We start from the raw sequence: 21,301 nt of genomic DNA, 5'->3' as shown, positions 1-21,301 counted from the left end.
AGACTCGTGCGGTGACAGTTCCCGGGATCGTCCGCGCCCTCGAGCAGGCTGAGCCGTTTCGGGATGCGGTGGCCGCGGCATCCGTCGATGCCGACTTCTCGCTCGTCGAGGGGCTCGACGCCCCGCTCCTCGCCGCCCTGATCGAGCGCCGCCGTGCCGCGGGCAAGCCGCCACTGGTCCTGCTGATCGCGCCGACGGGTCGCCGGGCGGAATCGCTGGGTCCGGCGCTGGGCGCACTGCTGCCCGGGGCCGAGGTGCTCCACTTCCCCGCGTGGGAGACCCTTCCGCACGAGCGGCTGAGCCCGAGCGCCGAGACCGTCGGCGCCCGGCTCGACATCCTCACGCGCATCGCGCGCTGGGACGCCGCCACACCGCTCGTGATCACGGCGTCGGTGCGCGGCGCCATCCAGCCGCTCGCGGCCGGGCTCACCGATGTGCCGCCCGTCGAGCTCGTCGTCGGCGCCCGCGGGCACGACCTCGGCGAGGTGTCGGCCCGCCTCGTCGAGCTCGCCTACCATCGCGTCGACATGGTCTCGCGTCGCGGTGAGTTCGCGGTGCGCGGCGGCATCCTCGACGTCTTCCCGCCGACCGCCGCGCACCCGTACCGCGTCGAGTTCTTCGGCGACGAGGTGGACGAGATGCGCGCGTTCTCCGTCGCCGATCAGCGTTCGCTGCCCGGCGAGGTACGGGACGTCACCCTGCTCCCCAGTCGTGAGCTGCTGCTCACCGAGCCCGTGCGCGGCCGGGCACGGCAGCTGAAGGGCGAGTTCCCGGGCCTCGCCGGCATGCTGGAGAAGATGGCCGAGGGCATCCCGGTCGAGGGCATGGAGTCCCTGCTGCCGGCCGTCGTCGACAGGCTCGTGACCGTGGTGGACTACCTGCCCGAGGGCTCGGCCGTCGCCCTCGTCGACCCGGAGCGCGCGGTCGCCCGTGCGATCACGCTCGGTGAGACGAACCGGGAGTTCCTCGAGGCGGCGTGGAGTGCGGCCACCGCAGGGGCGAGCACCCCGATCGACCTCGGCGCCGGCGACTTCCTCACGCTGCCCGCCATCCGCGCCGCGGCCCGCACGCGCGGCGGGGTCTGGTGGAGCCTCAGCTCGTTCGACTCAGGAGAGGCGGATGCCGCCGCCGAGGGTCTCATCGACGACGACATCGACGTCGCGCTCGAGGCCGCCGCCGCGATCCGCGTGCCGGGATCGGCGGTGCCGTCCTTCCAGGGGAACGTGGAGGGCGCGACGCAGCACGTCGGCGCACTCCTCGCGGACGGCTGGCGCGTCGTGGTCGCGGCATCCGGGACCGGGCTCGTGGAGCGTGCGCGCGACGTGCTCGCCGAGCGGGGCATCGCCGCGCGCAGGGTCGAAGAGGTGCTGCATGCGCCCGAGCCCGGCGTGGCCCACCTCGTGCTGAGCACGCTGGAGCGCGGGTTCGAGGCAGCGGAGGCGAAGCTCGCCGTGCTCACCGAGTCGGAGTTCTACGGCCGCACCATCGGCGGCGACTCGCGCGTCGTGAAGAAGCTCGCGTCGCGACGCAAGGCAGTCGTCGACCCGCTGCAGCTGAAGGCCGGCGACTACGTCGTGCACGCGACGCACGGCATCGGCAAGTTCGTCGAGCTCACGCAGCGCGAGGTCTCCAGCGGCGGTCGCAATGCGATCAAGAGCGTGCGCGAGTACCTGGTGCTGGAGTACGCGCCGTCCAAGCGCGGCTATCCGGGCGACAAGCTCTTCGTGCCCACCGACCAGCTCGACCTGCTCTCGCGCTACGTCGGCGGCGAGGCGCCGGCACTGTCGAAGATGGGCGGCAGCGACTGGGCGCAGGCCAAGAGCAAGGCCCGCCGCGCCGTGCGCGACATCGCCGTCGAACTCGTCAAGCTGTACTCGGCGCGCATGGCGTCGAAGGGCCACGCCTTCGGTCCCGACACGCCCTGGCAGCGCGAGCTCGAAGAGGCGTTCCCATTCGCCGAGACTCCCGACCAGCTGCAGACGATCGACGAGATCAAGGCCGACATGGAGAAGCCGATCCCGATGGACCGGCTTCTGTCGGGCGACGTCGGCTTCGGCAAGACCGAGGTGGCGGTGCGCGCCGCATTCAAGGCCATCCAGGACGGCAAGCAGGTCGCGATGCTCGTGCCGACGACGCTCCTGGTCAAGCAGCACCTCGAGACGTTCACCGAGCGCTTCGCCGGCTTCCCGGTCAAGGTCAAGGCGCTCTCGCGCTTCCAGACCGACAAGCAGGCGCGCGAGGTGCTGGCCGGCCTCACCGACGGCACCGTCGACATGGTCATCGGCACGCACCGCATCCTCACCGAGAAGGTGATCTTCAAGGACCTGGGCCTCATGATCATCGACGAGGAGCAGCGCTTCGGCGTCGAGCACAAGGACCAGCTCAAGAAGCTCAAGACCAACGTCGACATCCTCGCCATGAGCGCAACCCCCATCCCGCGCACCCTCGAGATGGCGGTCACCGGCATCCGCGAGATGTCGACGCTGCAGACACCGCCCGAGGACCGGCATCCGATCCTGTCGTACGTCGGTCCGCGCAACGACAAGCAGATCGCCGCCGCCATCCGCCGCGAACTGCTGCGCGAGGGTCAGGTGTTCTATGTGCACAACCGCGTGCAGTCGATCCAGCGCGTCGCGGCGGAGCTCGCCGAGCTCGTTCCCGAGGCGCGCATCGCCGTCGCCCACGGACAGATGGGGGAGCACGCCCTCGAGGAGGTCGTGGACGCGTTCTGGGAGCGCCGCTCGGACGTGCTGGTCTGCACCACGATCGTGGAGACGGGCCTCGACATCTCGAACGCGAACACGATCATCATCGACCGCGCCGACAAGTACGGACTCAGCCAGCTGCACCAGCTGCGCGGACGGGTCGGCCGCGCCCGTGAGCGCGCGTACGCGTACTTCCTCTACGACGACATGAAGCCGCTCAGCGAGACGGCCGCCGACCGGCTCGAGACGATCGCGGTCAACAACGACCTCGGATCGGGCATGCAGGTCGCGCTGAAGGACCTCGAGCTCCGCGGCGCGGGCAACCTGCTCGGCGCCGAGCAGGCCGGCCACATCGCCGGCGTGGGCTTCGACCTGTACCTGCGCATGATCGGCGAGGCGGTCGCCACGTTCCGCGGCGAGGAGACCGAGGGGCCGGCCGAGCTGCGCCTCGAGCTGCCCGTTCAGGCCCGGATCCCGGAGTCGTACATCGACAGCGAGCGGCTGCGTCTCGAGGCGTATCAGAAGCTCTCGGCCGCGGCATCCGTCACCGCGCAGCCGGACGCGATCGACCTGGTGGTCGAGGAGCTCACCGACCGGTACGGCGAGCCGCCGGCCGAGGTCGAGGGTCTGCTCGCGGTCGCGCGGCTGCGGCGCCGCGCCGGGCAGGCAGGGCTCGCGGACGTCGTGGCGATGGGTCCGAACCTGCGCATCGCGCCGGCGAACCTGCCGGACTCGATGCGCGTGCGCCTGCAGCGACTGCACCCCAAGGCGAAGCTCGTCGCAGGCGGCGAGGCGATGGTCGTGCCGCTTCCCTCGGCCGGTGGTGCGCCGCTCGGCGACGACGAGCTGATCGCCTGGGTCGCGCAGCTGATCGAGCAGCTCTGGCCGCCGAAGAAGTCGGATACGGATGTTGCAGCCGAGGCGAACGTCAACGCCTGATCGCCGGCGTGCGTCACTCGCCTGTCAGCCGGCGGGCGGGACGCGGGGCGGCTGAGGGACTCAGCTCAGGATGCCGTGCCTGCGCCGTCGAGGGTCGGGAACGCCCACCTGCCGTCGGCGACCTCGGCGCGCGGTCGGTACAGCCGCACGAGGTAGTTCCAGCCCTCGGCCACCGGGATGGCGTTCGGGGTACCGGGCGGGAAGTCCCCGAACCGCACGGTGGTGGAGCCGTCTGCGTCGCGAACGCCCGTGATGTTGTTGACCGTGTACATGTTCCGGTCGTTCGGCTCGAAGAAGCCCTCGGCGTTGTAGACCGAGATCGACCAGAATCCGTCGACCGGGACGTCGCCGACCGTGAGCTCGTAGCGGCCGACGGGAAGGCGCGGGTCCACGCCTATGTATGACGCCTCGCTGGACGGCAGACCGCCCCAGCCGGCCGCGGTGCCGATCAGGTGTCGGACGGGGTCGACCTCGTCCTTCGATCCGAAGGTGCGATCGAACGCGGTCAGGTTCCGGGCGAGGACGAGCAGAGCCTCGCGGGTCTCGTCGAGCGACGCGACGTCGTAGTCGGGGTACGCGAATTCGACCGACGAGGCCGCGGTGAGGGTGATCGCGTCCTGGATGGCGGCGACTTCGGCCAGGTCGCTCGGATCGGCCGGGTCGACGAGCGTCCGCACCGCCACGGTGACATATCGGGTACCGAAGGTATCGCTCGCCAGTTCGTAGGATCCCGCGTCGTGGAAGATCGCGTCGACATAGTGGTCCTGGTCGACCACCATCGCCGACAGGTAGCGGTCTCCGTGCTCGGGAAGAGTCAGCGTCGCGCCGGCGGCGAGATCCACCACCGCGAAGCTGTACAGCGTGTCGCGGTTCAACCGGATCACCGTCTGGTTGTCGATCGCTGCGGGCTCGCGGTTGTGCACGAAGCGGTTGACACCGCCGGCTTGGGCTTGAAGATCGCGGAACATCCGATCCGTCTCGGCGCGGGCGAAGTCATCGACGTTCACGTGAAGGGTCACGAGCTCGATCCTGGCACAGTGCGCGACGCCCGCCCGCGGCGCGACGCAACGGGCTCGCGTGCGAGAGAGTGGGGGGATGGTGGCCGATCTTCGCATCGAGATCTTCCCCGACGACCTCGACCAGGCCGTCGACTTCTACACCCGCGTGCTCGGATTCTCCCTCGTGCGCGACGAGCGGCACCTCGAGTGGGCCTACGTCGCTCTGGAGCTCGGTCGCGTGCGCGTCGGGGCGGCAAGGCGCCCCTCGGTCGACGCCGCGCCGCGCCGCCCGCCGGTGGGCGTGGAACTCGTGCTCGAGACGGACGATCTGGATGCCGCCCGCCGGCGGATCGCCGACGAGGGCTGGCCCGTCGACGACGACGTGCAGGCGCAGCCGTGGGGCCTTCGCGATCTCCGCGTGCTGGATCCGAGCGGCTACTACTGGCGTCTGACCGAGCACCCGAGGTGACGCCCGCGCCGGCGACCGGGTGCGGTGCGGATGTGCCGCACTACGCTGTGAACCGACCGCGACGGCCCCGACGACGGGCGGGCCGGCACGGGATCGAGGAGGCATGATGCGTTTCGAGCACCTCGGGGCCCAGCCCCGCATCCACCCCGACGCTGTCGTCGCGGCGACCGCGGTGATCAGCGGCGACGTCGAGATCGGCGCCGACTGCCAGATCCTGCACGGCGCGGTGATCACCGCCGAAGGCGGCGCGATCACGCTGGGCGAGAACGTCATCGTGATGGAGAACGCCCTCATCCGGGCGACGGCCACGAACCCGGTGCACATCTCAGACCACGTGCTCGTCGGGCCGATGGCCAGCGTCTCGGGCGCCGTCGTCGAGGAGGAGGTGTTCCTCGCGACGGGCACGCGCGTGTTCAACGGGGCACGGCTCGGAGCCCGCAGCGAAGTGCGCATCAACGCGGTCGTGCACCTGCGCACGACGCTCCCGCCGGAGACCACTGTGCCGATCGGGTGGGTGGCAGTGGGCGACCCGGTGCAGATCCTTCCGCCCGACCGCCACGAGGAGATCTGGGCCGCGCAGCGCGAGCTCGACTTCCCCGGCTACGTCTTCGGACTGGACCGCGACACCCCCGACCTCATGGTGCAGCTCACCGAGCGCTACGGTCGCAGCCTCGCCCGTCACGTGGACGACCGCCGCCTGGACTGACATCCCCGCGCATCGGCCGCGTACGCGGGCGGTTGCGAGATCGACGTGGCTCTGGCCTTCCCACGGCTCAGGCCGTAGGGTCGCGACATGGGCCGTCCGGGGACCCGTTCGAGGCTCGATCAGGCCGTGGGGGCCTTCTCGAGCAACTGGCGCAACCCCAATCTGCGGCGCGCGCAGCTGAGTTTCCTCGGGGCGTGGACTGCGGAGTGGGCGTTCACGGTGGCGCTCGGCATCGTCGCGTACAACGCCGGCGGGGCGCTCGCCCTGGGCGCGGTGGGCCTGCTGCGTATGCTGCCCTCCGCGCTGCTGGCGCCGATCCTGTCGCCGTTCGCCGACCGCGGGCGGCGTGAGCGCGTGCTCGTCGTCGTATCGGTGGTGCGGGGCGCCGCCACCGCGGTGGCGGCGGTCGTCGTGGCCGTATCAGGCCCGATCGCGGTCGTCTACGCGCTCGCGGTCGTCTCGACCATCGCGGCGACCATGTTCCGGCCGGCGCATTCCGCGCTCCTGCCCACGCTGTGCCGCACCGGGCACGAGCTGGCCAGCGCCAACGTCGTGCGAGGGCTGCTGGACTCCGTCGCGACGCTCGTCGGGCCGCTCGTGGCCGCGATCGTGCTGGCCTTCACCGATGTCTCCGTCGTGTTCGCCGTCGCGGCGCTCGCGTCGTTCTGGGCGGCGCTGCTGCTCTTCCGCGTGCGCTACGACGCGCCGCCGAGGCCGGCGGCACCGCGGCGCGACCTGCTGAGGGAGGCGGCCGAGGGGCTCGCCGCGGTGTGGCGGAGCCGCGATCTGCAGCTCATCCTCGGCCTGGCGGCTGCCCAATCGATCACGCGGGGTGCGCTCACGGTCTTCTCGGTCGTGGTCGCCATCGAGCTGCTCGGCATGGGCGAGCCGGGCGCCGGATCGCTGATGGCATCGGTCGGAGTGGGAGCGGTCCTCGGCTCGCTCGCCGCCTCACTGCTCGTCGGGACCCGCCGACTGGGCGCGTGGTTCGCCGTCGGCGTTGCGCTGTGGGGTCTGCCGCTCGCCCTCGTCGGCGTCTTCCCTGCCCAGACTGCGGCGCTCCTCCTGCTCGCCTTCGTCGGGGTCGGCAACGCATTGATCGACCTCGCCGGGTTCACGCTGATCGGCAGACTGACGCCGGACGCCCTGATGGCGCGCGTCTTCGGTGTGCTCGAGAGCCTGGTCGCCGTCTCCATCGGCGTCGGCGCGATCATCGCGTCGGTGATGGTCGCGTGGCTCGGCGTCGAGGGCGCGCTCATCGCGATCGGCATGCTGTGCCCGGTGCTCGCACTGGCATCGTGGTGGCGGCTGCGCGGCCTCGATCGGTCCGTCGGTGCGCTGGACGCCGAGGTCGGCCTCCTCCAGCGGGTGCCTATGTTCCAGCCGCTCCCGCTGCCCGCGATCGAACAGCTCGCGCGCGGGCTGGAACCGGTCGAGGTGACACAGGGCAGCGCCGTGTTCACTCAGGGCGACGTCGGCGACCACTACTACGTGATCGAGAGCGGCCGGGCCGACGTGCTGGGCGACGGTCGCGTGATCGCGACCCTGGGCGAGGGTGAGGGCTTCGGCGAGATCGCACTGCTCCGCCGGACGCCGCGGACGGCGACGGTGGTCGCACGCACGCCGCTCGAGTTGAAGGCGCTCACCGCGGACCGGTTCACCGCCGTCGTGCTCGGCTACGCGCCCAGCGCGCAGGCGGCCGCCACGACGGTGGAGGAGCAGCTGGATCGCTACGCGCCGGACGACCTGCTCGAGGGGCCTCAGGCATCGTGAGAGCCGCGGGGATGAACGACCGACGAAGGGAACTGGGCACATGGGGACAGAGCGAACGGCCCTGCTGATCGCTGATATCGGCGGCTACACCGAGTACATGGGCTCGCACCGCATGACTCTCGCGCACGCCGAGGTCAACACCGCGCGGATGCTGGAGAGCATCGTCCGTGCGGCGAGCGGGTTCGAACTCGTCGAGATCGAGGGCGACGCGGCCTTCCTCTCTCGGCGGGCCGTGACGCGGGATCCCGACACGATCCTCGCGGACATCCTGCAGCTGGCTGTCGTCATGCACCGCGCCTTCCATCTCGAGCGCGAGTACGTGGTGCAGAACCTCTGCCCGTGCGGGGGGTGCCGCCAGGCGCGCAACCTGACCCTGAAGTTCGTGGCGCACGTCGGCGAGGTGGCGACCCAGCGGGTGGGCGGCCGCTCCAAGCTCGTCGGCATCGATGTGATCCTGGTGCACCGCCTGCTGAAGAACTCCGTCGGCATCCCCGAGTACGTCCTGCTGACGGACGAACTCTGCCGCTCCGACGCGGCATCGCTTCCCGAGTCTGCGAACGAGCTCGCGCCGGACCTCGAGGGCATCGGCATCGTCCGCGCCTACTTCGTCGACGTCGCCGATCTGGACCACGTCGACGCGGTGCCGCCGGCTCCGACCCTGCGGTCCCGCCTCGGCAGCACCTTCTCGGCCGTGGGCCGCGGGCTTCCCTACATGCTGGGCACGAGGAAACCGCGTCGCACGCGATAGCGAGCGGGCGCCGATGCAAGCTCACCAGGCATCGGTCGTCCCGGCCGCGCGGCCGACGGCCCCGCGGCATCCGCCTTCGTCAGTCCCAGAGCAGGCCGCAGTCGCGGCAGCCGAACTCGAGGCGGTCGACCCAGCCGTCGTCGAAGGCGTCTCGACGATCCCACTCGATCCGGAACCACTTCGGCTCGGTCGCCCGCACATCGAGCGACCCGCACCGGGGGCAGACTTCGGCGGCGACGATCCGTGCCATGGGCGCTACGGTACGCCCGGCCGTCGGGGATCCGGGGTGCGACGCGCGTGTCGCCGCACTCGGCGCGGGTCAGCCTGTGTTCTGCAGGCCGGCGGCGACGCCCGACACCGACAGCAGCAGGAGTCGCTGGAGCTCGGGGTCGACCGGGGCTCCCTCGGGAGCCGCGCGGAGCGCGCGCAGGGCGCGCAGCTGGAGGAGCGAGAGCGCATCGACGTAGGGGCTTCGCATCTTGACCGCCCGCTGCAGAACCGGCTTGTTGCCGAGCAGCTCCGTGCCGCCGGTAATGCGGACGACCCAGTCCCGCGTGACCCGCATCTCTTCGCGCACCAGCGCGGCCAGATCGTCACGGTCGCCGAGCTCGAGGTAGTGCAGTGCGATGCGATCGTCGGTCTTCGCGAGGCTCATGGCGACGTTGTCGATGAGCGTGCGGAACAGCGGCCAGTCCTGGTACGCCTGCTGCAGCAGCGGCTCGTCGCCGACGGCGTCGAGTGCGGTGCCGAGCCCGAACCATCCGGCGAGGTTGATGCGCGCCTGCGTCCACGCGAACACCCAGGGGATGGCCCGCAGGTCCTCGAGGGACTCGACCGACAGTCCCCGGCGGGCCGGGCGCGAGCCCAGCGCCAGCAGGCCGATCTCCTCCATCGGTGTGACGCGGGCGAACCACGGCGCGAAGCCGGGAGCCTTCACCAGTGCGAAGAAGCGCTCGCGGGATGCCGCGTCCAGCGTCGCTGCGACGCCCGCGTACTTGTCTGCCGCCGCGCGGTTGCGCTCCTCGTTCGACGGCGACGAGGCGAGCAGGATCGCGGCCGCGACCTGGTCGATGTGCCGCATCGCGATCGCCGGGTCGCCGTAGCGCGCGAAGATCACCTCGCCCTGCTCGGTGAGCTTGAACCGGCCGTCGACCGAGTGCGGGGGCTGCGCCATGATCGCGGAGTTGGCCGGACCGCCGCCGCGGCCCAGCGCCCCGCCGCGACCGTGGAACAGTGTCAGCTCGATCCGGTTCTCGTCCGCCCAGGCAGCGATCTTCGCCTGCGCCTCGTAGAGGGCGAGGTTCGCGGCGACGGGGCCGACGTCCTTCGACGAGTCGGAGTAGCCGAGCATGACCTCCAGGCGCCGGCCGGTGGCCTCCAGCCGCGCTGCGAACTCCGGGTGCTCGACGATCTCGGCGAGGATGCGGGGCGCGGCCTGCAGGTCGGCGAAGGTCTCGAAGAGCGGGATGACGTCGAGGACAGGGGGCGTGCCGTCGGGGCCGACCGCGTACGCGGCGAGCTTGTGGACGGCGGCGAGGTCCTCGGCCGACTGCGTGAACGACACGATGTAGCGTCCGGCCGCGCGCGGGCCGTAGCGCTCCTGCAGGAACCCGACCGTGCGGATGACGTCGAGCACCTCCTCGGCCAGCTCGCTGCGCGCCGCCCCGGACTCGAGCTCGGCGAGCACCTTGGCGTGCACGGCCGAGTGCTGCCGCACCTCGAGCTCGGTGAGGTGGAACCCGTACGTCTCGACCTGCCACAGCAGCTGCTGCAGGTGCCCGTACGCCTGGCGCGGCGCGCCGGCCTGCACGAGGGAGTCCTGCACGACGCGGAGATCGGCCAGCAGGTGCTCGGGGTCGGCGTACGCGAGGTCGGCGTTGCGGGCGCGCGTCGCCTCGATCTTGCGGGCGATCAGCAGCACGATGCGGCGATGCGGCTCGTCGGGGGAACGCTTGGCGATGTCTTTCGCGGCGTCCTCATCGGCGGCCTTGAGGCGCTGCCAGAGCGCCAGCAGCGCGTCGCTCGGCGGCGTTGTCGTCGCGTCCAGCGTCAGCGTGCGGCCGATGCGGCTCGCGGTGCGTGCGAGGCCCAGCAGCACGTGCTCGCTCGCGATCGCAGAGGCCTTCCGGGTGACGGATGCCGTGACGAACGGGTTGCCGTCGCGGTCGCCGCCGACCCACGAGCCGACACGCACGAAGGGGCGCACCACCGGTGCGCGGCCGCCCGCGGCCGGTCCCTGCAGCGCGTCGTCGACGCGGCGGTAGACGTGGGGGACGGCCGTGTAGAGCGTGTCGTCGAAGACGGCCATCACGGCGCGCACCTCGTCGGTGGGAGCGGGCTTCTCGGGGCGCAGCGGCGCCGTGCGCCACAGCGTGTCGATCTCCTCGAGCATGCGGCGCTGTGCCCGTCGCTCGTCGGCCCCGCCGCGCAGCGACGCGTCGTGCTGCTCGAGGAGCGTGGCGAGACGGCGGATGCTGGTCGACACCGCGCGGCGGCGCGCCTCGGTGGGGTGCGCGGTGAAGACGGGGTGGAATCGCATGTTCTGCAGACGCCGCAGCGCCGTGTCGTCGCCGACCTCGGCGGCCAGGCGCACGAAGGCCGCGGCGACCGAGTCGGTCGCCTGCTCGCGCTCGGGACGTCCGTCGCGCTCGCGCAGGATGCGCACGCGCTGGTGCTCCTCGGCGAGGTTCACGAGGTGGAAGTACGCGGTGAACGCCCGGGCGACCTCGTCGGCGCGGGCGATCGTGAAGGAGTCCGCGATCGCGGCGGCGCGGGCGAATGCCTCGGGCGTCTCATCGGTGTAGGCCTGGATGGTCGCGGTGCGCAGGCGCTCGACATCCTCGTACAGTCCCGGGGATCCGCTCTCGCGCAGCACCTGACCGAGAAGGGTTCCCAGCATGCGCACGTCGCTGCGCATCTGCTCGGGGATCGCCTGCTCCGCCTCGTACCGCCCGACGAGGTCGATCGCTTCGGTCTGGGTGAGTTCACGCATCTCTCCAGGCTAACGGCGCACCGTCACCGCGCCGTCACGGCCGACCTTGTGTGACGACGGTCCTGCCGACCTCCCGGCGAAGAACCATCGGATCGTTACACTGCCCCTGGAGAGCCGGGCTCGTCGATGGCTCGGGACCGGGTCGACGCGCGACCCCTTCTCACCCCGCGATGCTGTCACGGAGGCCCGATGTCGCTTCTTCGCTCCGCCCGCTTTCCCGCCGTCATCCTGCTGGTCGCGGCCGGTCTCGGGCTCTTCGTCGCCAACTCGACGCTGTGGCCCGCCGTCGACGCGGCGATGCACGCCGAGCTCGGCATCCCGGGTGTCTTCGAGCTCACGCTGTCGCACTGGATCAAGGACGGCCTGCTGGCGATCTTCTTCTTCGTCGTCGCCGTCGAGCTGCAGTACGAGCTCACCAGCGGGCAGCTCAACTCCGGCCGCAAGGCGATGCAGCCTGCGATCGCCGCAGCGGGCGGCGTCCTGGTGCCGATCGCGATCTACGCCGCGATGGCGTGGGGGTCGGATGCGACGGCGGGCTGGCCGATCCCGACCGCCACCGACATCGCTTTCGCCCTCGGCGTCCTGGCGGTGTTCGGCAAGGGGCTGCCGCCCGCGCTGCGCGTGTTCCTGCTCGCGCTCGCGATCCTCGACGACATCGTCGGCATCATCTTCATCGCGGTGCTCTTCACCGACGGCGTGAACATCGCCGCGCTCGCCGGAGCCGCGGTCGCGGTCGTCGCGTTCGGCATCCTGAGTAGGCAGCTCGACACCCGCGGGCGCGTGCCGATCGCCGTCCTGCTGGTGCTGCTCGCCATCACGACCTGGGTTCTCGTGTACCTGTCGGGCGTGCACGCGACGATCGCCGGTGTCGTCCTGGGGCTCGCGATGGCGCAGCAGCCCGCGCTCCGGGTGCGGCACGCGCTCGAGCCGTGGGTGAACGTCGTCGTGCTGCCGGTCTTCGCCTTCTCCGCAGCGCTCGTGGTCATCCCCGCGGTACCCCTCTCGCAGCTGTCGCCGGCGTTCTGGGGTGTGCTGGTGGCACTGCCCGTCGGCAAGGTCGTCGGCATCGCGGCCTTCGGCTGGCTGTCGCTGCGGGTCGCGCACCGGGGGAGTGCGCCGCCGCTCGCGTTCGCGGACCTCGTCGCCGCCGGAGCGCTCGGCGGCATCGGCTTCACCGTGTCGCTGCTGCTGTCGGAGCTCGCTTTCACGGATGCCGCGGCACTGCGCGATCAGGCGACGCTCGGCGTGCTCGCCGGTTCCGTGATCTCGCTCCTGCTGGCCGCCGGCCTCGTATCCTGGCGGGCATGGCACTACCGGCAGCGGGCGACGACCGCATCCGCGACGACATGACCGACGCTCGCCCGCACGATGCGGCGGACCCGCTCCGCGAGGCGGCGGACGTCATGCGCGCCGTCCGCGACCGCTGCGTCTGGACGCAGCAGATCGACCATCGCGCGCTCGTGCCGTACCTCGTGGAGGAGAGCGCCGAGCTCATCGACGCCGTCGAGGAGGGTTCGCGCGATGAGCTGCGCGAAGAGCTCGGCGATCTGCTCTGGCAGGTGCTGTTCCACGCCGAGATCGCCTCGCGCGATGCGGACGCCCCGTTCGACATCGACGATGTCGCCCGCGGGCTGACCGACAAGATGGTGCGGCGGCACCCGCACGTGTTCGGCGACGCCGTCGCGAACACCCCCGAAGAGGTCCTGGTGCACTGGAATGCCGCGAAGGCCGCCGAGAAGAGCGCGCGGACGAGCGTGCTCGACGGCGTGAGCGAGCGGATGCCGAGCCTCGCCCTCGCCCAGAAGCTCCTGTCGAAGGCCGCTCAGGCGGGCGCGCCCCGCCCCGATCCCGCGAGACCCCACGCGGTGGACGAGACCGTGGAGATCTCCCAGGGTCTCGTCCCGCCGTTGTCGTCTCGCCCGGGGGGCGCATCGGTGGACGGCGACCCTCGCTCGGAGTCGGAACTCGGCGAGGCGCTGCTGGCGCTGGTCGCGACGGCACGCGCGAACGGCTGGGACGCCGAGCGCGCGCTCCGCGAACGGCTGCGGGGCCTCGAGCGCGACATCCGCGCCGCCGAGGCGATCGGTCGTTGAGCGAGCGAGGAACGAGCGGGACGAAACGCGCTGAGGTGGCGTTCGTCGTGCGGGGGAGGCGTTTCGCCTCGCTTCGCTCGCTCAACGACCTGCGAATGGGCTCGTAGCGCATCTGAAAAGATGGCTCCGTGGCATCCGTCAATCCGCCGCGCGGCATGCGCGACTTCCTCCCCGCTGAAAAGGCCCGTCGCGAGCGCGTGCTCGCCGTCATCCGGGAGCGCTACCGCGCGCACGGGTTCGACGAGATCGAGACGCCGGTGGTCGAGGAGTACGCGCGGCTGCACGCGGGCATCGGCGGCGATAACGAGAAGCTCGCCTACAACGTGCTCAAGCGCGGCCTCGACGCCGATGCCATCCGCGCCGCGGCCGACGACCCCGCGAGTCTGACCGACCTCGGCCTGCGCTACGACCTGACCGTGCCGCTCGCCCGGTTCTACGCCACCAACCGCGGCCAGCTGCCGTCGGTGTTCCGCTCCATCCAGATCGCACCCGTCTGGAGGGCCGAGCGGCCGCAGAAGGGCCGCTACCGCCAGTTCGTGCAGTGCGACATCGACATCATCGGAGACGGCTCGGCGCGCGCCGAGGCCGAGCTCGTCGTCGCGACGCTCGACACTCTCGACGCCCTCGGGCTCGAAGGCGGCAGCGTGCGGATCAACGACCGCCGCGTGCTCGACTGGATGCTCGACAGCTTCGGCTTCGGCGCCCAGGAGCGCCCCGGCGTGCTGATCACGATCGACAAGCTCGACAAGATCGGGCCCGAGGGGATCGTGGCCGAGCTGCGCGAGCGGGCCCTTCGACAGGCTCAGGGACCGGAGTCGGCGGCGATCGACGCGTTCGAGGCCTTCCTGCGCCGCCCGATGACCCTCGAGTACCACCCGTACGGCGAGCGCCAGATCCGCAAGGCGCTGCCGGCGGACGCCCCCGACGAGATCGTGGCGCACCTCGTCGGCATCGGCGAGGCGGCGGCCGCGGCGCGTGCCGCCACGGCGGGCGACGAGCTCGCCGGCGACATCCCGCTCGTGTTCGATCCCTTCCTGGTGCGCGGCATGGGGTACTACACCGGCACCATCTTCGAGCTGGCCCACCCCTCGGTCGACTACTCGCTCGGCGGCGGCGGCCGCTACGACGGCATGATCGGCCGGTTCCTCGGGCAGGAGGTGCCCGCGGTCGGCTTCTCCATCGGGTTCGAGCGGATCGTCGACCTCGTCGCGGAGCGGACGGATGCCGCGGCACCGGCCGTCGTGCTGGTCCACGACCGCGACGTGCCGGAAGCCGGCCTCCTCGCGCTCAAGGCCGGGCTCGTGCGACAGGGTTCGCGGGTGCGGCTGGAGCAGCGGACGAAGAACCTCAAGGCGCTGCTCGAGCGCGCAGCATCCGACGGCTACACGGCCTTCGCGACCGTGACGGCGGGCACGACGGCCGACGATCTCGAGGTCAAACCGCTCGCCTGAGCCACGTGGCGCGCGATCAGTCGCGCCGCGCGACGCGGAGGCGGATCGCCCGGTACAGCACGCCCGCGGCGACCACGATCACGCCCCCCACCACGGACTGCCAGGGCAGCGTCGCCGCCAGGACGAGGCATCCGATCGCGCCGATGATCTGCAGAGCCATCGGGTAGCGCCGCGCGTCGGGCGCCTGGCGGAAGGCGGCGACGTTGGCGACGAAGTAATACAGGAGCACGCCGAACGACGAGAAGCCGATCGCTCCCCGCAGGTCGACCAGGGCGACCAATGCCACCGCCACCAACGCCGCGGCCACCTCTGCGCGGTGCGGAACGCCCCACCGCGGATGAACCCGGTCGAGGAGGCGGGGCAGATCGCCCTCGCGCGACATCGCGAACGCTGTGCGACTCACCCCCGCGATGAGTGCGAGCAGCGCGCCGAGCGAGGCGGCCGCGGCGCCGACGCGAACGACCACGCCGATCCAGCCCCATCCCGATCGCGCGGCGGCGTCGGCCACCGGCTCCGTCGACGCGGCGACTCCGGCCGGGCCCAGCGCGCTCAGCACCGCGACGGCCACGACCGCGTACACCGCGAGTGCGACCAGGAACGCGATCACGATCGCGCGCGGGATCACCCGCCGGGGATCGCGCACCTCCTCGCCCATGGTGGCGATGCGCGCGTAGCCGGCGAAGGCGAAGAACAGCAGGCCGGCGGACTGCAGGATGCCGTAGCCGCCGCCCTCCCATACCGTCTCGGCCGAGAACCAGCTCGAGGCGGCGTCCGCCGAGAAGGCGGCCGTCACGGCGGCCGCCAGGGCACCGAGCGAGATGACCACGATCACGCGGGCGGCGCCGGCCGTGCGGGTCACGCCGAACCAATTGACCGCCGTCAGGGCGACCACGGCCACGATCGCGACGGGACGCTCCCATCCGGCCGGGGCGACGTAGGCGGCGAACGTCAGCGCCATGGCTGCGCAGCTGGCGATCTTGCCGACGACGAAACCCCATCCCGCGACGAACCCCCACCATGGGCCGAGCTCGGCGCGACCATAGGCGTACGTCCCGCCCGAGGTCGGGTGCGCGGCCGCCAGCTGCGCCGACGAGGTGGCATTGCCGAATGCCACGATCGCGGCGATCGCCAGACCGATCAGCAGGCCCGTGCCGGCCGCATCCGCCGCCGGCGCCCACACGGCGAACACGCCGGCGCCGATCATCGAGCCCAGGCCGATGAAGACGGCGTCGCCGAGGCCGAGCCGGCGCTGCAGGGAGGAGGACGTCACGCGCGAACTCTAGCGCTCTCGCGCGAACGCGGATCCGGGCGTGCACGGCCCGCTCCGACCGGCCAGGATGGCCGAAGTCGGCGCGTCCTGACCCGCGTCGCCCCCGGTGCGTCACCGGGATGACGGCATCCGTTCATTCGGGTGCTGTGGCATGACGCCATGTCACGCACGCACGACGCCGACCCGGGCGCCGTCGCCGCCGCGTTCGCCGGCGCCGCCCTCGGGGCAGGGCTCGTGCTGCTCGGAGGCCGCGCGATGCTGTCGCGACAGGCGGCAGTCGCCCGCCGTCGCATCGGCAAGCCGCTGGGGGAGGAGGCGCTCGACGCCGACCGCATCTGGGCGCGGCGCTTCGACGGCGAGCCGGTCGAACTCGTCGTGCTCGGCGACTCGATCGCCGCAGGACTGGGCGCCGAGCGCCGCAAGGACACGCTGGGTGCCCGGCTCGCGAAAGGGCTCGCGCGCAAGCTCGGCCGTCCGGTGCGGCTGCGGACGGCCGCGATCGTCGGCGCCGAGTCGTCGGTGCTCGCCGAGCAGGTCGAGGGGCTCCCCGCCGGCTACGCGCCCGATGCGGCGGTCATCGTCGTCGGCGGCAACGACATCACCCACCGCGTCCCCGTGCCCACCTCGATCGGGCACCTGGAAGACGCGATCCTGAGGCTGCGCGCTCGGGGCGCCGTGGTGGTGGTCGGGACCTGCCCCGACCTGGGGGCGCTGCGACCGGTGCCGCAGCCGCTGCGCGCGCTCGGCTCGCGCCTGTCCCGCCAGCTCGCCGACGCCCAGGCCGGTGCGGCATGCCGGTGCGGTGCGCGACCGGTGTCGCTGAGGCGCGCGGTGGGTCCGTTCTTCGTCACCCAGCCCGACGAGATGTTCAGCCTCGACAGATTCCATCCGAGCGCACTGGGGTACCGGCGCACCGCCGAGGCGCTGCTGCCGGCTCTCCTGGCGGAGCTCGCGTCGGTCGGCGCGGGCCAGGACTGACCCCCCATCGACAGGTCAACCGCGCCTCCGCAGGACGTTTTCGCGAACAGATCTCCTGTGGAAGCCCGGTTGACCTGTCGAGGCCTTGCCGGAGCAGCGGGATCACGCGCGGTCCGGGCCCCGCGGCCTCAGCCGGTGCTGACGGACGCGGCCCATTCGGCGACGCGGGCCGCGCTCTCCTCTTCGGAGAGGTCCTCGACGCGCGTCATGATCGACCAGCGCACGCCGAACGGATCGCGCACGCTCGCATAGCGGTCCCCCGACACGAACGTCGAGGGCTCCTCGCGCACCGTCGCGCCGGCGGCCACCGCGCGGGCCGTGACGGCATCGACGTCGGGCACGTAGATGCCGATCGAGTAGCAGTCTTCGTCGCCGTCAGGCGGTGCGACCAGCCCGTAGGCGGGGGACGGCTCGCCCAGCTGCAGGATGCCGAGCCCGAAGTCGAGCCCGGCGTGCACGACCGCGCCGTCGAACTCGGTGACGTCGGTCACGCGCGCGCCGAAGACGTCGCGATAGAACTCGAGCGCCTGCTTCGCCCCGCGGATCGCGAGGAAGGGGGTGAGGGTCGTCGCCGCGTGCGGGCGGCCGTCGGTGGTGTGGGCACCGGTCACGCCGGTGGTGTTCTCCGTGGTCATGTCCCCATGCTCACGCGGGGCGGATGCCGCGGGCTTGGAGATTCGCGACACCCTCGGCGGCACCGTGTCGGCGCGCCGCATTAGCGTGAGCCTGTGACGGATCCGACGCGCGGCGTGCTGTACCCCGAGCGCCTGCCGCGCTTCACGCGGCTCGCGCCGCCGGCGGCGGCATCCGATCTGGTGGAATGGTTCTGGTTCCCGGAATGGGACCTGCCCGACGGCGTCGAATCGCGCCAGCCGATCCTCGGCTATCCGGCGGCGAATCTCGCCGTGGAGCCGGGCGGCGTCACGCTGTGGGGCGCCACGACGCGGACGTCCGAGCGAGTGCTCCGGGGGAGCGGCTGGGCCGCGGGCGCCGTGCTGAAGCCCGCCGCCTTCATGCGGCTGCACGATGCGCCGAGCGAACTGGTCGACGGGCACACCGTGCTGGACGAGCCGGAGCTCGAGCGGACCGTGTCTGCGGCGATGCCCGATCTCGGGGCCGCGGCCGCGGTCGTGTCGCGGTGGCTGAGCGAGCGCGTCGGTCCGCTGACGCCCGAGGGTCGCCTCGCGAACGCGATGGCGGAGCTCCTGACGTCGGATGCGGAGGTCCACCGCGTCGACGATGCCGCGGAGCGTCTCAAGGTCTCGGTGCGCACGCTGCAGCGACTCGCCCACCGCACGGTCGGAGTGTCGCCGGCCGCGATGATCCGACGCCGGCGGCTGCAGGAGGCGGCGCAGCGCGTGCGCGACGATCCGGATGCCGCTCTGGCCGACATCGCGGCCGAGCTCGGCTACGCCGACCAGGCGCACCTCGCGAACGACTTCCGCGCGGTGCTCGGGTTCACCGCTTCGGACTACCGCGCGCGCTGAGGCGCATCCTCGCGCTGCACGTGGTGCGGCGCGATCTTCGTCGCGGTGACCCGCTTCTTCTCGCGGACGTAGACCTCGCGCCGCACGCGGGCGACGACCTCGCCCGCGGCATCCGTGATGTCGGTCTCGAACCACTCCAGTACCTTGGCGCCGCCATGGGCGCGCTCGCGGAGCTCTTCGGCCTTCTCGCGCGGCACCTCGAACCGGGCCGTGAGCACGCCGCGACCGGGCTTCACGAACTCGATCTCGCCGCGGGTGTCCCAGACGACGTAGTCGCCCCCGAGCTGATGCATCACGAGCATGAAGTAGTACGGGTCGGTCATCGCCGACATCGACCCGCCGAACGCCGTCTTTACGTAGTTGCGGGTGAAGACGTTGACGTGCAGTTCGACGGTGGCGCTCGTCCAGTCGTCGGCGAAACTCCGCACGCGGATGCCGCTGAACAGGTTGGGGATCCACAGGCTCATGCCGAGAGCGAGGCGTCGGGGGGTCACACGCATGTTCTTCAGGATGACCGAGGCGGGTGGGCGCGGAGAAGTCGATTGGCGGGTCTCCACAAATGTGTTCTTGGGTTGTTCTAGTGATACTAGAATTGACGCATGCTCCTCCGCATCGATCCTGAGAGTGACGCTCCGCTGTTCGCGCAGATCGCCGCCTCGGTGCGGGCGGATGCCGCAGCCGGGCGCGTGCGGCCCGGCGACCGGCTTCCGGCGGCACGCGACATCGCCGCCGCCCTCGGGGTCAACGTGCACACCGTGCTGCACGCCTATCAGGACCTGCGCGACGAAGGCCTCATCGAGCTCCGCCGCGGTCGCGGCGCCGTCGTGACCTCCCAGGCCAGCACGCTCGAGGACCTCCGCCACGACATCCACGACCTCGTCGCGCGGGCGCGCGCGGCGGGACTCTCATCCGACGCCCTCGCCGCCCTTGTGAAGGAGATCGCCCGTGACCGTTGATGGCACAGCCCCGTCCCGCCCCGCCCTGCGCCGATTCATGCTGGTCGCCGTGTGGCTCCCCGTCGCGCTCGTCGCGCTCGCCGTCGCCGTGCAGCTGCTGCTGCTGCCGCAGGTACCCGCCACGATCGCCGTCCACTGGGACGCCTCCGGCGAGGCGGACCGGTTCGCACCCGCGTGGACGCAGCCGATCGCGACCGTCGTCTTCGGCCTCGGCGTGCCGGTGCTCATCGCCCTCACGTCCCTCCCGGGTCTCCGTCGGGGCGATCACGGACCCACCTACCGCCTGATGGGCGCCACGGCCGCCGCGGTGTCGGCGATGGTGAGCGTGGCGCTGACATGGACGCTCGCGATGCAGGCGGGGCTCGACAGCTCCGCCGACGCGCCCGCGGTGTGGCCAGCCCTCGTCGCGTCGCTCGCCGCGGCGGCCGTCGTCGGCGTGGCGGCGTGGTTCCTCCAGCCTCGTGAGGAGTGGGCGGATGTCGCGACCCCGCCGGCGAGGCCGCTCGCCCTCTCGTCGCACGAGCAGGCGCTGTGGATGCGGACGACCAGCATCGCCCGCGGCGCCGCGATCGCCATCTTCGCGGGGGTGCTCGTCATCGCCGTATCGGCCGCGGTGGCGGGGGTGACCGGCGCGGATCCGCTGCTGGTGTGGCTCCTCGTGGGAACCGCGGTGCTGCTCCTGGCGCTCGCGGCCACCACGCTCGCCTTCCACGTCCGCGTCGACGACAGCGGTCTGCACGTCGAGTCGGTGCTCGGCATCCCGCGATTCCACGTGCCGCTGGCCGACATCGAATCGGCCGCGCGCGTCGACGTGGATCCGATGGGCGAGTTCGGCGGCTGGGGTCTGCGCCTGTCGACCGGGAGGCGCTTCGGCGTGGTGCTGCGCGCCGGGGCGGCGATCGAGGTGCTCCGCCGCAGCGGCAAGCGGTTCGTCGTCACCGTGGACGACGCGGCGACGGGCGCCGCGCTTCTCGAGGCGCTGGTGAACCGGGCGGCTGCGAGGCCTTGACGCCCGGTCCGCGGCCGGATTGGCTGAGGGCATGGCGGCACCCACACCTGACACCTGGCCCACCCCCGAGAAGTGGTCCCGCGTCGACGCGTACCTGACGGAGCTGCTCGTCGGCCACGATCCCGACCTCGAGCGCGCGGTCGCGGACCAGCAGAACGCGGGACTCCCGGCGATCGAGGTCGCGCCGGTCAACGGCAAGCTGCTGCACCTCATGGCGCGGATCTCGGGAGCGCGCCGGGTGCTCGAGGTGGGCACGCTCGCCGCTTACTCGACGATCTGGCTGGCCCGCGGCATCCCCGGCGACGGACTCGTCGTGACGATCGAAGCGGAGCCCCGCAACGCGGAGCTGGCGCGCGCGAACCTCGATCGCGCCGGAGTAGGCGAGAAGGTCGAGATCAGGCTCGGTCGCGGCGCCGACGTCCTGCCCACCCTCGAAGGCGACGAGCCGTTCGACCTGGTCTTCATCGACGCCGACAAGGAATCGAACACGATCTACCTCGACTGGGCGGCGCGGCTCGGCCGGCCTGGCACCGTCGTGATGGTCGACAACACCGTGCGCGGCGGCGAGGTCGCCAACCCCGCGACCGAGAATCCGCAGATCATCGGGGTGCAGCGCGGTCTCGAGATGCTCGGCCGCGACCCCCGCTTCGATGCCACGGCCATCCAGACGCTCGACGCGAAGGGCTACGACGGCATCGCGATCGCGCTGGTCGTCTGACCGTCGTCA

19 protein-coding genes are annotated in these 21,301 nt (G+C 71.8%); 13 read left to right on the top strand and 6 right to left on the bottom strand.

The window, feature by feature from the left end:
• The first annotated feature begins 11 nt into the window (after positions 1–11).
• Positions 12–3,644 carry a transcription-repair coupling factor gene (mfd, locus tag MRBLMI12_RS00565; RefSeq protein ID WP_363352980.1) on the top strand — a complete coding sequence of 1,211 codons (3,633 nt, stop codon included), beginning with the start codon at positions 12–14 and terminating at the stop codon, positions 3,642–3,644.
• A 65-nt stretch (positions 3,645–3,709) separates the two neighbouring features.
• On the opposite strand, the gene MRBLMI12_RS00560 is transcribed toward mfd, so the two are convergent.
• A complete protein-coding gene (locus tag MRBLMI12_RS00560; protein ID WP_363352978.1) occupies positions 3,710–4,663 on the bottom strand; it encodes a DUF1254 domain-containing protein in 954 nt (317 codons plus the stop codon).
• Between the two features lie 76 nt (positions 4,664–4,739).
• Between MRBLMI12_RS00560 and MRBLMI12_RS00555 the strand changes: the two genes are divergently transcribed.
• From MRBLMI12_RS00555 to MRBLMI12_RS00540, 4 genes are all read left to right on the top strand, one after another.
• Positions 4,740–5,111 (top strand): VOC family protein, encoded by a 372-nt coding sequence (locus MRBLMI12_RS00555; protein ID WP_363352976.1) that lies wholly within the window; start codon positions 4,740–4,742, stop codon positions 5,109–5,111.
• A gap of 106 nt (positions 5,112–5,217) precedes the next feature.
• Positions 5,218–5,817 carry a gamma carbonic anhydrase family protein gene (locus tag MRBLMI12_RS00550; RefSeq protein WP_349427965.1) on the top strand — a complete coding sequence of 200 codons (600 nt, stop codon included), beginning with the start codon at positions 5,218–5,220 and terminating at the stop codon, positions 5,815–5,817.
• 87 nt (positions 5,818–5,904) lie between these two features.
• Positions 5,905–7,590, top strand: coding sequence for an MFS transporter (locus MRBLMI12_RS00545; RefSeq protein ID WP_363352974.1), 1,686 nt, complete (start codon positions 5,905–5,907; stop codon positions 7,588–7,590).
• 40 nt (positions 7,591–7,630) lie between these two features.
• Positions 7,631–8,338: a DUF2652 domain-containing protein gene (locus MRBLMI12_RS00540; RefSeq protein WP_363352972.1), complete on the top strand. Its 708-nt coding sequence runs from the start codon at positions 7,631–7,633 to the stop codon at positions 8,336–8,338.
• 79 nt (positions 8,339–8,417) lie between these two features.
• On the opposite strand, the gene MRBLMI12_RS00535 is transcribed toward MRBLMI12_RS00540, so the two are convergent.
• Entirely contained in the window at positions 8,418–8,588 is a 171-nt protein-coding gene (locus MRBLMI12_RS00535) for a hypothetical protein (RefSeq protein WP_363352970.1), read from the bottom strand.
• Between the two features lie 69 nt (positions 8,589–8,657).
• A complete protein-coding gene (locus MRBLMI12_RS00530) occupies positions 8,658–11,330 on the bottom strand; it encodes a phosphoenolpyruvate carboxylase (protein WP_363352968.1) in 2,673 nt (890 codons plus the stop codon).
• A gap of 189 nt (positions 11,331–11,519) precedes the next feature.
• Between MRBLMI12_RS00530 and MRBLMI12_RS00525 the strand changes: the two genes are divergently transcribed.
• The 3 genes from MRBLMI12_RS00525 (at position 11,520) to hisS (ending at position 14,874) form a co-directional block, all read left to right on the top strand.
• Positions 11,520–12,680, top strand: coding sequence for a Na+/H+ antiporter NhaA (locus MRBLMI12_RS00525; RefSeq protein WP_363352966.1), 1,161 nt, complete (start codon positions 11,520–11,522; stop codon positions 12,678–12,680).
• The gene (locus MRBLMI12_RS00520; protein ID WP_363355689.1) at positions 12,677–13,423 is read left to right on the top strand and encodes a MazG family protein; all 747 of its coding nucleotides are present in this window, start codon (positions 12,677–12,679) and stop codon (positions 13,421–13,423) included. Before MRBLMI12_RS00525 ends, MRBLMI12_RS00520 begins: the two co-directional genes overlap by 4 nt.
• 155 nt (positions 13,424–13,578) lie before the next feature.
• Positions 13,579–14,874 carry a histidine--tRNA ligase gene (hisS, locus tag MRBLMI12_RS00515; RefSeq protein ID WP_363355687.1) on the top strand — a complete coding sequence of 432 codons (1,296 nt, stop codon included), beginning with the start codon at positions 13,579–13,581 and terminating at the stop codon, positions 14,872–14,874.
• Between the two features lie 16 nt (positions 14,875–14,890).
• Here hisS and MRBLMI12_RS00510 read toward each other — a convergent pair whose 3' ends face one another.
• The gene (locus MRBLMI12_RS00510; protein ID WP_363352964.1) at positions 14,891–16,144 is read right to left on the bottom strand and encodes an APC family permease; all 1,254 of its coding nucleotides are present in this window, start codon (positions 16,142–16,144) and stop codon (positions 14,891–14,893) included.
• 159 nt (positions 16,145–16,303) lie between these two features.
• Between MRBLMI12_RS00510 and MRBLMI12_RS00505 the strand changes: the two genes are divergently transcribed.
• Positions 16,304–17,122, top strand: coding sequence for an SGNH/GDSL hydrolase family protein (locus MRBLMI12_RS00505; RefSeq protein ID WP_363352962.1), 819 nt, complete (start codon positions 16,304–16,306; stop codon positions 17,120–17,122).
• 128 nt (positions 17,123–17,250) lie between these two features.
• On the opposite strand, the gene MRBLMI12_RS00500 is transcribed toward MRBLMI12_RS00505, so the two are convergent.
• Positions 17,251–17,757 carry a VOC family protein gene (locus MRBLMI12_RS00500; RefSeq protein ID WP_363352960.1) on the bottom strand — a complete coding sequence of 169 codons (507 nt, stop codon included), beginning with the start codon at positions 17,755–17,757 and terminating at the stop codon, positions 17,251–17,253.
• 93 nt (positions 17,758–17,850) lie between these two features.
• On the opposite strand from MRBLMI12_RS00500, the gene MRBLMI12_RS00495 reads away from it, so the two are divergent.
• Entirely contained in the window at positions 17,851–18,609 is a 759-nt protein-coding gene (locus MRBLMI12_RS00495; RefSeq protein ID WP_363352958.1) for a helix-turn-helix domain-containing protein, read from the top strand.
• Here MRBLMI12_RS00495 and MRBLMI12_RS00490 read toward each other — a convergent pair.
• Complete coding sequence (locus MRBLMI12_RS00490) at positions 18,594–19,109, bottom strand: PaaI family thioesterase (protein WP_363352956.1); 516 nt, start codon at positions 19,107–19,109, stop codon at positions 18,594–18,596. The two genes, MRBLMI12_RS00495 and MRBLMI12_RS00490, sit on opposite strands and share 16 nt — an antisense overlap.
• A gap of 99 nt (positions 19,110–19,208) precedes the next feature.
• On the opposite strand from MRBLMI12_RS00490, the gene MRBLMI12_RS00485 reads away from it, so the two are divergent.
• Genes MRBLMI12_RS00485 through MRBLMI12_RS00475 form a run of 3 tightly spaced genes read left to right on the top strand, consistent with a single transcriptional unit; the run spans position 19,209 to position 21,292 of the window.
• Complete coding sequence (locus tag MRBLMI12_RS00485) at positions 19,209–19,565, top strand: GntR family transcriptional regulator (RefSeq protein WP_349427954.1); 357 nt, start codon at positions 19,209–19,211, stop codon at positions 19,563–19,565.
• Positions 19,555–20,574: a DUF1648 domain-containing protein gene (locus tag MRBLMI12_RS00480; protein WP_363352954.1), complete on the top strand. Its 1,020-nt coding sequence runs from the start codon at positions 19,555–19,557 to the stop codon at positions 20,572–20,574. Before MRBLMI12_RS00485 ends, MRBLMI12_RS00480 begins: the two co-directional genes overlap by 11 nt.
• A 31-nt stretch (positions 20,575–20,605) precedes the next feature.
• A complete protein-coding gene (locus MRBLMI12_RS00475; protein WP_363352952.1) occupies positions 20,606–21,292 on the top strand; it encodes an O-methyltransferase in 687 nt (228 codons plus the stop codon).
• The last annotated feature ends 9 nt before the right edge of the window (positions 21,293–21,301 follow it).

The organism is Microbacterium sp. LMI12-1-1.1 (assembly GCF_040676455.1).
Classification (GTDB): domain Bacteria; phylum Actinomycetota; class Actinomycetes; order Actinomycetales; family Microbacteriaceae; genus Microbacterium.
This window is presented reverse-complemented; position numbering and strand designations above follow the sequence as displayed.

Excerpts from the sequence above, each read along its gene's own strand:
- MRBLMI12_RS00555 (WP_363352976.1), top strand. The coding sequence starts at position 4,740 with ATGGTGGCCGATCTTCGCATCGAGATCTTCCCCGACGACCTCGACCAG.
- MRBLMI12_RS00550 (WP_349427965.1), top strand. The coding sequence starts at position 5,218 with ATGCGTTTCGAGCACCTCGGGGCCCAGCCCCGCATCCACCCCGACGCT.
- MRBLMI12_RS00545 (WP_363352974.1), top strand. The coding sequence starts at position 5,905 with ATGGGCCGTCCGGGGACCCGTTCGAGGCTCGATCAGGCCGTGGGGGCC.
- MRBLMI12_RS00540 (WP_363352972.1), top strand. The coding sequence starts at position 7,631 with ATGGGGACAGAGCGAACGGCCCTGCTGATCGCTGATATCGGCGGCTAC.
- MRBLMI12_RS00535 (WP_363352970.1), bottom strand. The coding sequence starts at position 8,588 with ATGGCACGGATCGTCGCCGCCGAAGTCTGCCCCCGGTGCGGGTCGCTC.
- MRBLMI12_RS00530 (WP_363352968.1), bottom strand. The coding sequence starts at position 11,330 with ATGCGTGAACTCACCCAGACCGAAGCGATCGACCTCGTCGGGCGGTAC.
- MRBLMI12_RS00525 (WP_363352966.1), top strand. The coding sequence starts at position 11,520 with ATGTCGCTTCTTCGCTCCGCCCGCTTTCCCGCCGTCATCCTGCTGGTC.
- MRBLMI12_RS00520 (WP_363355689.1), top strand. The coding sequence starts at position 12,677 with ATGACCGACGCTCGCCCGCACGATGCGGCGGACCCGCTCCGCGAGGCG.
- hisS (WP_363355687.1), top strand. The coding sequence starts at position 13,579 with ATGCGCGACTTCCTCCCCGCTGAAAAGGCCCGTCGCGAGCGCGTGCTC.
- MRBLMI12_RS00505 (WP_363352962.1), top strand. The coding sequence starts at position 16,304 with ATGTCACGCACGCACGACGCCGACCCGGGCGCCGTCGCCGCCGCGTTC.
- MRBLMI12_RS00500 (WP_363352960.1), bottom strand. The coding sequence starts at position 17,757 with ATGACCACGGAGAACACCACCGGCGTGACCGGTGCCCACACCACCGAC.
- MRBLMI12_RS00490 (WP_363352956.1), bottom strand. The coding sequence starts at position 19,109 with ATGCGTGTGACCCCCCGACGCCTCGCTCTCGGCATGAGCCTGTGGATC.
- MRBLMI12_RS00485 (WP_349427954.1), top strand. The coding sequence starts at position 19,209 with ATGCTCCTCCGCATCGATCCTGAGAGTGACGCTCCGCTGTTCGCGCAG.
- MRBLMI12_RS00475 (WP_363352952.1), top strand. The coding sequence starts at position 20,606 with ATGGCGGCACCCACACCTGACACCTGGCCCACCCCCGAGAAGTGGTCC.